The 11,290-nt window shown below is 44.7% G+C and carries 10 protein-coding genes; 4 read left to right on the top strand and 6 right to left on the bottom strand.

Annotated features, from left to right (window positions below; all coding sequences use genetic code 11):
* Positions 1–163: 163 nt before the first annotated feature.
* Positions 164–664 carry a thioredoxin-like domain-containing protein gene (locus DWZ67_RS04985; RefSeq protein ID WP_044467870.1) on the bottom strand — a complete coding sequence of 167 codons (501 nt, stop codon included), beginning with the start codon at positions 662–664 and terminating at the stop codon, positions 164–166.
* Between the two features lie 276 nt (positions 665–940).
* Between DWZ67_RS04985 and serB the strand changes: the two genes are divergently transcribed.
* Positions 941–2,170 carry a phosphoserine phosphatase SerB gene (serB, locus tag DWZ67_RS04975; RefSeq protein WP_005837143.1) on the top strand — a complete coding sequence of 410 codons (1,230 nt, stop codon included), beginning with the start codon at positions 941–943 and terminating at the stop codon, positions 2,168–2,170.
* A 128-nt stretch (positions 2,171–2,298) separates the two neighbouring features.
* The gene (locus tag DWZ67_RS04970; protein WP_044467634.1) at positions 2,299–3,585 is read left to right on the top strand and encodes a DEAD/DEAH box helicase; all 1,287 of its coding nucleotides are present in this window, start codon (positions 2,299–2,301) and stop codon (positions 3,583–3,585) included.
* 36 nt (positions 3,586–3,621) lie between these two features.
* On the opposite strand, the gene DWZ67_RS04965 is transcribed toward DWZ67_RS04970, so the two are convergent.
* The 4 genes from DWZ67_RS04965 to DWZ67_RS04950 are packed head-to-tail and all read right to left on the bottom strand — an operon-like array spanning position 3,622 to position 7,748.
* Positions 3,622–4,422: a DUF4738 domain-containing protein gene (locus tag DWZ67_RS04965; RefSeq protein WP_005837141.1), complete on the bottom strand. Its 801-nt coding sequence runs from the start codon at positions 4,420–4,422 to the stop codon at positions 3,622–3,624.
* A 37-nt stretch (positions 4,423–4,459) separates the two neighbouring features.
* Positions 4,460–5,773, bottom strand: a complete 1,314-nt coding sequence (locus tag DWZ67_RS04960) for a UDP-glucose dehydrogenase family protein (RefSeq protein WP_005825480.1) — start codon at positions 5,771–5,773, stop codon at positions 4,460–4,462.
* Between the two features lie 3 nt (positions 5,774–5,776).
* Positions 5,777–6,325, bottom strand: coding sequence for a dTDP-4-dehydrorhamnose 3,5-epimerase (gene rfbC, locus DWZ67_RS04955; protein WP_016273757.1), 549 nt, complete (start codon positions 6,323–6,325; stop codon positions 5,777–5,779).
* Between the two features lie 4 nt (positions 6,326–6,329).
* Positions 6,330–7,748: a capsule assembly Wzi family protein gene (locus DWZ67_RS04950; RefSeq protein WP_057258612.1), complete on the bottom strand. Its 1,419-nt coding sequence runs from the start codon at positions 7,746–7,748 to the stop codon at positions 6,330–6,332.
* Between the two features lie 233 nt (positions 7,749–7,981).
* Between DWZ67_RS04950 and DWZ67_RS04945 the strand changes: the two genes are divergently transcribed.
* On the top strand, positions 7,982–9,136 hold the full coding sequence (locus DWZ67_RS04945) for an SPOR domain-containing protein (RefSeq protein ID WP_005825483.1): 1,155 nt from the start codon (positions 7,982–7,984) through the stop codon (positions 9,134–9,136).
* A gap of 50 nt (positions 9,137–9,186) precedes the next feature.
* Complete coding sequence (locus tag DWZ67_RS04940; RefSeq protein ID WP_005825486.1) at positions 9,187–9,720, top strand: FHA domain-containing protein; 534 nt, start codon at positions 9,187–9,189, stop codon at positions 9,718–9,720.
* 101 nt (positions 9,721–9,821) lie between these two features.
* Here the strand turns inward: DWZ67_RS04940 and DWZ67_RS04935 are convergent, their stop codons facing one another.
* Complete coding sequence (locus DWZ67_RS04935; protein ID WP_016273756.1) at positions 9,822–11,270, bottom strand: tagaturonate reductase; 1,449 nt, start codon at positions 11,268–11,270, stop codon at positions 9,822–9,824.
* Between the last annotated feature and the right edge of the window lie 20 nt (positions 11,271–11,290).

The raw sequence follows: 11,290 nt of genomic DNA, 5'->3' as shown, positions 1-11,290 counted from the left end.
CTTGCGTTGTACAAGTGCGGGAGGGGCTTTTTGTTGTATTCATTTTCCTCTTTTGTTCTGTTCCCTTTTTTGCCGGAAAGAGACGTCGGTTTCTAGGGAACACCCTCACTTTCGTCTTACAGGTTCTTTAAGTTGCTGTTGTATGCACCGGGCATCAGCAAGCTTAATTCAAGTAAGCGGAAAGTTCTGCAGCAGAGATGTTTTTGGCAATAATTACACCATTATCATCCAGTAAATAGTTAGTGAATCCGCGGCCCAAGCGATATTTCTTAAAGAGGCCGGAATATTCGCCTTTAGTTTCCACGAAACAAGTGGGCGTAACTATTTGGTCCTTACGGATGGTTTCTTCAAAGATTGACTGATACTCATCGAATGAAACTGAAACCATCTTCACATTGTTGCGGGCAGTAGAGCGAAGCGCATTGCTCAAACTTGCGTTTTGCATCCGGGACTGCGCGTCGTAACTTGCCCAAAAACTGAGCAATACATACTTTCCTCTCAAGTCTGAAAGTTCGGTTTGGGATTGCTCTGCCGACATGGTTTGGATTTTGAAATCCGGGGCCATGTCACCCACATTCAAACCTCCGGTAGGTTTGTCTTTTTCTACAAAAGAAGTCAAGGAACTTATTAGTAATACAACAAAAATCCATTTTGCATATTTCATGCGGCACGGTTTTGGTTAATACTATCCGGGACTGTCCTTCAACAGTGATTTCTTCCCGGAACATCGTCTTGTCAAAGCCTTGAATAGTGATAAAGACACTGATAATCAAAGCTTTTAATTCTGAAATCGGGTGCAAAGGTAAGTAATTCCTAAACAAACTTCCAAATAAACAAGCATTTTTCTCACTTTTTAGAGGCATATTTTTATGTTATTTAGCATAAATAGCGGGAATTTTCCTTACTTTTGTAGCCTATTATTCTATCAAAAAGATGACTTATGCAACCATTGAACACTGAACTCATCCTGATACGTATTACGGGTGAAGACCGTCCGGGACTGACAGCTTCCGTGACGGAAATTCTGGCGAAATATGATGCTACCATTCTGGATATTGGCCAGGCAGATATTCACAATACTCTTTCGTTGGGCATTTTGTGCAAGACGGAAGAACAACACTCGGGGTTCATTATGAAGGAACTGCTTTTCAAGGCTTCCTCCCTGGGAGTGACTGTCCGTTTCTACCCCATTACTACCAAAGAGTACGAGGATTGGGTGAATATGCAGGGAAAGAACCGCTATATTCTTACTTTATTGGGGCGTAAGTTGTCTGCCCGTCAAATATCTGCCGTTACCCGTATTCTTGCAGAGCAAGGCATGAATATCGATGCCATCAAGCGCCTTACAGGACGTATCCCGCTGGACGAATGCGAATCGCGTACACGCGCCTGCATCGAATTTTCCGTTCGTGGCACTCCGAAAGACCGTATTGCCATGCAAGAACAGTTAATGAAACTGGCAACCGAACTGGAAATGGATTTCTCTTTCCAGTTGGACAATATGTACCGCCGGATGCGCCGCCTCATTTGCTTCGATATGGACTCTACGCTGATTGAAACGGAAGTGATTGATGAATTGGCCATACGTGCAGGTGTGGGCGACCAGGTGAAGGCCATTACCGAACGTGCCATGCGTGGTGAGATAGATTTCATCGAGAGCTTTCGCGAACGAGTGGCTTTGTTGAAAGGATTGGATGAGTCCGTGATGCAGGAGATTGCAGAGAATCTTCCCATTACGGAAGGTGTGGATCGCCTGATGTATGTTTTGAAGAAATACGGTTACAAGATAGCTATTCTTTCGGGAGGGTTTACCTACTTCGGGCAGTACCTCCAGAAGAAGTACGGTATAGACTATGTGTATGCCAACGAGCTGGAAATAGAGGATGGCAAACTGACCGGCCGCTATCTCGGTGATGTAGTCGACGGTAAGCGTAAGGCGGAGTTGCTGCGTTTGATAGCTCAGGTGGAGAAAGTGGATATTGCGCAGACTATTGCTGTGGGCGACGGTGCCAACGACCTGCCCATGCTGGGAATTGCCGGCCTTGGAATCGCTTTCCATGCAAAGCCCAAAGTAGTTGCCAATGCCAAGCAATCCATCAACACCATCGGCTTAGATGGCGTACTTTACTTTCTGGGATTTAAGGATTCATACATTGATATTCCCCGTTGAAGGCAGATGCTTGAAACAAATTTGCAAGCCCTTGAGATAATTATTGTCCCAAGGGCTTATTTTTTTACTGTAAGAGTCTATTTTATAAGTCTTTTTCCTATCTTTGTACGCAAATTTAAAAGAGATACATGAAGTTTTCAGAACTACATTTAAATGGCGATGTGCTGGAGGCACTGGATGCCATGCGCTTTGAAGAGTGCACCCCCATACAAGAAAAATCAATTCCCGTCATACTCGAAGGTCGAGATTTAATAGCAGTGGCACAAACCGGAACGGGAAAAACAGCCGCATATTTGTTGCCTATATTGAACAAGCTTTCAGAGGGCGGACACCCTGCCGATGCCATCAATTGCATTGTCATGGCTCCTACCCGCGAGTTGGCGCAACAGATAGACCAACAGATGGAAGGTTTCTCTTATTTCATGCCGGTTTCCAGCGTGGCTGTGTATGGCGGTAATGACGGAATACTGTTCGAGCAGCAGAAAAGAGGGTTGACACTGGGTGCTGATGTCGTTATTGCTACCCCGGGGCGTTTGATAGCCCATCTTAGCCTTGGTTATGTAGATCTTTCCCGTGTCTCTTATTTTATTTTGGATGAAGCAGACCGGATGCTGGATATGGGATTCTATGATGACATTATGCAGATTGTCAAGTTTCTCCCTAAAGAGCGGCAGACCATTATGTTCTCTGCTACCATGCCTGCCAAGATACAACAGTTGGCTGGCAACATTCTGAACAATCCCGCCGAAGTGAAGTTGGCGGTTTCCAAACCAGCGGAAAAGATTGTGCAGGCAGCCTATGTCTGCTACGAGAATCAGAAGCTGGGCATCATCCGTAGCCTCTTTGCAGAGGAGACGCCGGAACGCGTCATCATCTTTGCTTCTTCCAAACTGAAAGTGAAGGAAGTGACCAAAGCCTTGAAGCAGATGAAACTGAACGTTGGTGAAATGCACTCCGATTTAGAGCAGGCACAGCGCGAAGAAGTGATGTACGAATTCAAGGCAGGACGTATCAATATCCTGGTAGCTACAGATATCGTTGCGAGAGGTATTGATATCGATGACATCCGTCTGGTGATAAACTATGACGTTCCCCACGACAGTGAAGATTATGTGCACCGCATCGGACGTACGGCGCGTGCCAATAATGACGGCGTAGCCATCACTTTCGTTTCCGAAAAGGAGCAGGGGAACTTTAAGAATATCGAAAAATTCCTGGATAGGGACATCTATAAGATACCGGTTCCCGAGGAGCTGGGCGAAGCCCCCGAATACAAGCCGAGAGCATTTGACGGAGGAAGACGGGGCGGCCGTGGAAACGGACGTAAGCCAGGAGGAAACAAGAACGGCCGTAACAACAGTAAAGGTGGAAAGCCCAGAGCCAAACGTCCACAGAATGGCGGCGAGAAGAAATAAACATTGTGGTGAAGAAAAGAAATAGAAAAAGCGGATTTATTCCGCTTTTTCTATGTTCATTGTATTGTCAAAACCAATAATCATATTTACCAAATTGTATACGGAACTTTCGGGTATGCCGAGGGTTGCCTGATAATGGTACCCCTTACTATCCACACCCATGAAATTCATATCGGCAAGAATGGCCTGGTCCAGCATTTCGGCAGGGAATATATCCGCAAACATCTTTTTAGTGATGTCCTGGCCATAAAGCATCTTCTTCCCTTCGTATACACAGATGTGGATTACATTATCATAATACACATTGTCCACACTGATTCCATTTTCAGAATAGGAAGTCTTGAAAACCTTCATCTTTGAGGGGTTGATATATACATATCCCCTATATCTTGTATTCTTGTATGTTACGATACTGTCTTTCTTTATCACTTCCGGAGTAGTAGAAATGACCTCTACTTCTCGACTGGTGAAAACCAAAGAATCTTCCGCATTCTCTGATTTATGCAGTTTAATTACTTCGTCGGCCAGCGAGTGGAACCAGAAGCTGTATTCCGTTTGACGGTCTATCTTATAGGCCACCGGTTCATTGCTGTATATGTAGATTGTATCGTGAACAACCTTGAAAGGTACGGGAGCGCTTTGCGGGTTGGCATAATATACCGTATCCCCTTCGATGCGCATCAACGGCATTTCTGTTTCATCGTTCACCCAGATGCCTTGTAACAGTTGTTTTGCAATGAGGTCTTCCTTTACGGAAACCTCTCCTGTTTGTCTGTTGCTGCATGAGGCCAATGAGACAACAAGTACAATGAGAATCGCACTTCCTTTTATTGTCATAACGTCCCTATTTATTTCTTTTCTTTTTTCTGCAACTTTATTTTCCGATGCAATGATATGTGAAACCTTGTTCTTCCATATCTTTCTTGTCATAAATGTTACGTCCGTCCAATACCAACGGCTGCTCCATAGTTTTCTTGATGACTGCCCATGAAGGCAGGCGGAATTCTTTCCATTCGGTCACCAGCATCAGTGCATCTGCATCCAGCGCAGCATCATACATATCTGTCGCATAATAAATACTTTCTCCTATGCGGCGTCGGCATTCGTTCATGGCAGCCGGGTCGTAGGCACGTACTTTACAACCGGCCTTCAGCAACTCGTCAATCAATACCAGAGCCGGGGCTTCACGCATGTCATCTGTTTCGGGTTTAAAGGCCAGCCCCCAAATGGCAATGGTCTTTCCCTCCAAATCATTATTGAAATGCTTCTGCAACTTTTCGAATAAGATACTCTTCTGTTTCTCGTTCACCTCCTCTACTGCATGGAGTACACGCATCTTGTAGCCGCTCAGTTCAGCCGTTTTAATCAGTGCCTTTACATCCTTAGGGAAGCATGAACCGCCGTAACCTATCCCCGGATAGAGGAACTTGCGTCCGATACGGGTATCCGAACCGATACCACTGCGCACCATGTTTACATCCGCTCCCACCAATTCGCACAAATTGGCAATGTCGTTCATGAAGCTGATGCGGGTGGCAAGCATGGAGTTAGCTGCATACTTTGTCATTTCTGCAGAAGGGATGTCCATAAAGATGACACGGAAGTTGTTCAGCAGGAATGGTTTGTAGAGCTTGCTCATTATCTTCTTGGCTCGTTCGGACTCTACTCCCACCACTACACGGTCGGGACTCATAAAATCGTTGATAGCATTACCTTCTTTCAGAAACTCGGGATTCGAAGCGACATCGAAGTCAATGTTCATCCCTCTCTTATCAAGTTCTTCTTGAATGGTAGCCCGCACTTTTCTGGCAGTACCTACGGGAACGGTACTTTTGGTTACCACCAACACATATTTCTGCATATTGCGTCCAATGGTGCGGGCAACTTCCAGCACATAGCTCAAGTCGGCACTTCCATCCTCATCGGGTGGTGTACCTACGGCACTGAATACCACTTCCACCTCATTCAGACAACTCTCCAGAGACGTGGTGAATTGCAGGCGTCCTGCTTTCACATTCCGGCTAACCATTTCTTCCAGTCCATTTTCATAGATAGGAATAACACCCTTTTTCAGTGACTCTATCTTTTCACTGTTCGTGTCTACGCAAATAACGTTGACACCGATTTCCGCAAAGCAGGTTCCGGTTACCAAACCGACGTATCCTGTACCGACAATGGCTATTTTCATATTTTATTCATAATAGACCGCATCCTTGAACGATACGGCATGTCCGTCTTTATCTGATAATAGAAGCTGTTCCGTAGCAACGGGCCATTCAATACCGATGGTTTCGTCGTCAAAACGGATGGATGCCTCGGATTGTGGTGCGTATACGTTGTCTACCTTGTATGTAAAGACAGCTTCATCGCTCAGCACCAGAAAACCGTGGGCAAAACCACGCGGAATGAAGAATTGTCTTTTGTTCCCCTCACTTAGCTCCACACTGACATACTTTCCGAAAGTGGGAGAAGATTTTCTTAAGTCGACAGCCACGTCCAGCACTTTTCCCTTAATGACACGTACCAGTTTGGCCTGGCTGCAATCACCCTTCTGGTAATGAAGACCACGTAATACACCGAAAGAGGATTTGGACTCATTGTCCTGGATGAAGTGAACGTTTCCGACATGTGCACGGAACTCTTCTTCCTTAAATGCTTCCATAAAGTATCCGCGGGCATCATGGAATACTTTCGGCTCAATCAGCCATACGCCGTCAATCTCTGTTTGTATGTAGTTCATTTTCTTAAAATGTTTTATGTACTTTCAGTTGGAATCCAAAATTGTCTCCATATATCTCTCCCATATCCAATGCAAGGGACGCGTTGAAGCACCAGCCCTTCCATTTACGGGGAATATAGTAAAACGATGCAAAAGTAGAAAAATTTTCTAATATATCGGGTATTGGACGATGAGGAGTTCCCCAAGTTCTGTTGTGGGACAATTTTGCCACATATCTCCACTCACTGCTGATGTCGCCGCTCCATCCCAGATGCAGGGCCTTAACGCGATTGTACTTGAAACTCATATCGCCATCCTTATTATAGATAGGCGATGCTATCAACGGATTGGCTATCGCCATACCCCAATGTGCCCATCCTGGGTAGTAACCGTTGTTGTAGTAGTTGTCGGCTCCTCCGGTCTTACCTACTACAGAATTTTGCAAACCGTGCAGTGGACCGCTCATATTGGTAGTCTGGAGATATTCGATAACGATTCCGTTGATGGCTTGTCTATGGTTGGATTTATATTCCACACCCCATAAGCCATCCCAACCGTTGAGTTTGGCCATGGCGGAGAAGTCATCAAAATGATTGTCCAGATAGGCGCTGATGGAGAAATCTTCCTTAGGACGATAAGTCATTTTGATATATTCGCTACCCAGAAAATTGCCTTGGAAAGCCAGATGTTCACCTACCGGTCCGTCCTCACGCCCGTGGCCGGGGAAGAATACGCGTACGTAATCCTTCCATCCGTTGCCCAAGTCTCCCGATTCGGAACCTCCAATCTTGTATCCTCCGAATTGGGTGTCGAGGGTCATTCCGAGTTCCAGTTGCCATTTTCCTTTGGGTATACCGATACGCAGGAACCCTTCTTTATGATGGTATTTGATACTCTTGGTGTACCAGTATTTTTCTCCGACTTGCTCCCGCTGGTATTTGTTATCTGTAAACCATCCGTACGAGATTTCTCCTTTCAGGCCTAAACGGGGTAGCAACTGTACATACTCGGGTATGCCTATCTGTACTTGTGGGATGGGACGCGCATTACCCGACCAGGTCATGCCGCCACTGCTCAGCTCTTGATTCAGCAATGGAGAATTCTGTTCCCGGCTTCCGGCAAAGAATCCAAACCACTTGTAACGGATGTCTACGTAAGCCTGCTGTACAATGAAGGAGGTCGTGCTGAATCCGGCTGCTGCAACCAAATCCAGTGCTTCTTCAAACTTCCATTTTCCAAGTTGGTGTTTGTAGGATATTCCTCCACGTATGTAAGTATTGTTGTCGAGCGAAGTGAGTCCTTGCTGGTTGCTGACCTGCCAAAGAGGGGTGTTGTCACCGGTATGCAGGGTTGTTCCATATTCTACGAATGAGGACAGTTGTTGTGCCAGCATCGTGTTTTTTCCTATGAACAAGAAAACCATCAAACAGAAGATAATACGCATAATAGTCTTTTGTTAAGTGTTTAGGTTTGTATACTCTTGCGAGGGCAATTGTCCTTCTATTCTTGACAAGCATAGCTAAACGGTACAAAAGTAGAAATTTTTCCGGTAAAAATCCCTTCTCTTGCCGAAAAACCTTTTTCAAATACATTTTCAATGTGCAATGTTCATAATTTGTTGATAAGAAAAAAGCTCTGAAACTAGCGTATATCCGATATTTCCGCTACTTTTGTAGCATGATTGAATTAGCACAGCACATAGAAGTATTGTTATTGGAGAACGATTGTGTCATTGTTCCCGGTTTGGGAGGATTTGTAGCCCATTATACTCCGGCAATGAGAGTAGCAGAAGAGAATGTTTTTCTGCCCCCTACCCGTATTATCGGTTTCAATCCTCAACTGAAGATGAATGACGGCTTACTTGTACAATCTTATATGGCTGTCTATGATACTGATTTTTCTGATGCTACGCGGATTGTAGAAAAAGAAGTGGCGCATATATTCACTGCTCTCCATGAAGAAGGTAAGGTGGATTTGCCCAACATTGGCGAATTGCGTTACTCCATTCATGGTATTTATGACTTTGTTCCCTATGACCACAAGATAACCACTCCTTACTTATATGGGTTGGATAGTTTTGAAATGCAGGAACTGGCGGAACTGAAGAAACCGTACATGGAAAAGACCATCCGTTATTCTGTTCCAGTTGTGCCGGAAGACAAAAAGCGAAGGTTTGAGATTAAATTCAACCGTTCCTATTTGTCGAATGCGGTTGCCATGATTGCAGTGGTTGCCTTGTTTTTCTTTTTGTCTACACCGATAGAGAATACGGAAGTGGTTGAAGGAAATTATGCGCAATTACTTCCGAATGAACTTTTTGAGATGATAGAAAAGGAATCCCTTGCCATTAATCCGATTGTTGTTAGCCGGAAGGCCGACACTCCGAAAGCGTCGGCTCAAAAAAACACGGGGCAGAAGGCAAAGAAAAAGGTGGTTCCGGTTGCCGTAAGAGAGGTTAAGGTGGGCCAAGCTAACGCGCAGAATGCTCCGGTTGTTTCTCAGCCTAAGCAGCAGGCGGCAGAAGTGTCCTCTTCAACATCTGTAACAACAAAGAGTGAAATTCAAAAGACCACAGCAGGGACTGTCGCCCCGTCACTTGTCTCTGCACAGAAATACCACGTCATCATTGCCAGTGTAGGTACTGAGAAGGATGCCGAAGCAATGGCAAAGCAACTGATTGAAAAAGGTTACCCTCATGCAAAAGCAATTGTTGGAGATGGTAAAATGCGTGTCAGCATTGAGTCTTGTGGCACAGAAACAGAAGCATATCAGGCATTGAACAGAGTTCGCCAGAATGAAACGTATAAGAACGCTTGGGTATTAAAGAAGTAGAAAGTAATCTACCCTTGCTTTATTTTTTAATTCTTTAATTTTTAACTATCATGAAGCGTATCCGTTGTCCCAAATGTGAGAATTACTTAACATTCGATGAAACCAAGTATACCGAAGGCCAATCACTGGTCTTTGTATGTGACCAGTGTAAGAAGCAGTTCAGTATCCGTTTAGGTAAATCAAAGATGAAAGCCCCTCAAAAGGAAGAACGTCCGGATGAAGCGGAGTTTAAAGAGGCTTTTGGCAGCATCACGGTCATTGAGAACGTGTTTGGTTTTAAGCAGGTACTTCCATTGCAAGAAGGTGACAATATCATAGGCCGGCGTTGCGTGGGGAATGTTATCGATGTGCCGATTGAGACTTCGGATATGAGTATGGACCGGCGTCACTGTATCATTAATGTAAAGCGTAATAAGCAGGGAGTGTTGATTTATACCTTACGCGATGCTCCCAGCCTGACGGGAACTTTCCTTAATAATGAAATTTTGGGTGACAAAGACCGCATTCGCATTGAGGATGGAGCCATTGTAACTATTGGTGCCACTACTTTTATATTGCGAGCGGCAGAACAAGAGAGCCTTTAGACAAAAAAGAAAACTGTGTATTTCCCATTAAATGTGGTATAAATAAAGCAGACCGTACAAAAAAAGTTTTTGTACGGTCTGCTTGTTTAAAGTCATAGGAATTAAAGAATGCCTTTTACTGTTTCTGACATACCTTTTTCTTGGATGGATTTTAAGAAGCAGGTAATCATGTCTGTCAATCCTGGAACGGTATTCAAGTCTCCGTGTTCCCCCCAAATAAGGTCTTTGGCTGCCAATACGCCTTCTGCCACTTTGTGAGTATCCCCCGTTGCCCAAAGGTCTTTCAATAACTGCATGATTTCGGGAGCATCATTCGGGATGATTTCTGTGCCGTCTGCGCGGGTACCTCCTTTGTAGTACGTGATGATGGCAGCCAGTCCCAATGCCAGACCTTTCGGCAGTTCTCCTTTACGTTTCAAGTAGGTTTTTAGGCCGGGAAGGTCACGGGTTTGGTATTTAGGGAAAGAGTTCAGCATGATGCTGGTTATGGCATGGTCAACAAATGGATTGTTGAAGCGCTCCAATACATCTTCTGCAAACTTTTTCAATTCGTTTTTCGGCAGGTTCAACGTTTCCATCAGCTCGTCAAACATCACTTTATGGATGTATTGTCCGATTATAGGATGCTGGCAGGCATCGCGTACAATATTTACCCCCGACAGATAGGCTACCGGAGACAGTACGGTATGAGGTCCATTCAGCAAGGTTACTTTTCTTTCGTGGTAAGGTTTTTCGGAAGGAACAAACAATACATTCAGTCCGGCTTTGTCGGCAGGGAATTCTTCGGCGACTTCTTGCGGAGCCTCGATGACCCATAAATGGAAAATTTCAGCCTGCACTACCAAATTGTCATCGTACTGTATCTTTTCTTTTATAGCGGCAATGTCTTTGCGGGGGAATCCTGGAACGATACGGTCTACTAGTGTTGCATATACACCGCAGGCTTCCTCAAACCAAGTTCTGAACTCATCACCCAACTGCCATAATTCAATGTATTGATAGATTGTCTCCTTCAACTTGTGGCCATTCAGGAAGATGAGTTCGCAGGGGAAGATAATCAGCCCTTTGCTCTTGTCGCCGTTGAATGTCTTGAAGCGGTGATACAACAGCTGTGTCAGTTTACCCGGATAAGAAGACGCCGGTGTATCTGTCAGCTTACAAGCAGGGTCAAAGGCTATACCTGCTTCCGTCGTGTTGGAAATGACAAAACGCATTTCCGGTTGTTCGGCCAATTTCATGAACTCATCGTTTTGAGTATAGGGGTTTAAGGCACGGCTGATTACATCTATCATAGTCAGACTGTTGATGGTTTCTCCTTTATCCAGACCTTGCAGATTTACATGATAAAGGTCATCCTGGGCATTCAGCATGTCAACCATACCTTTATCGATGGGTTGGACTACTACCACATTGCTGTTGAAATCGGTCTTTTGATTCATGTTATAAATAATCCAATCCACAAATGCGCGAAGGAAATTACCTTCGCCAAACTGGATAATGCGTTCCGGGCGTTGTGCTTTGGGAGCAGTTTCTTTGTTTAATGCTTTCATTTAAAAAATGATTTAAATGG

The sequence above is a fragment of the Bacteroides sp. AF34-31BH genome (assembly GCF_003602795.1).
Classification (GTDB): Bacteria; Bacteroidota; Bacteroidia; order Bacteroidales; family Bacteroidaceae; genus Bacteroides; species Bacteroides uniformis.
This window is presented reverse-complemented; position numbering and strand designations above follow the sequence as displayed.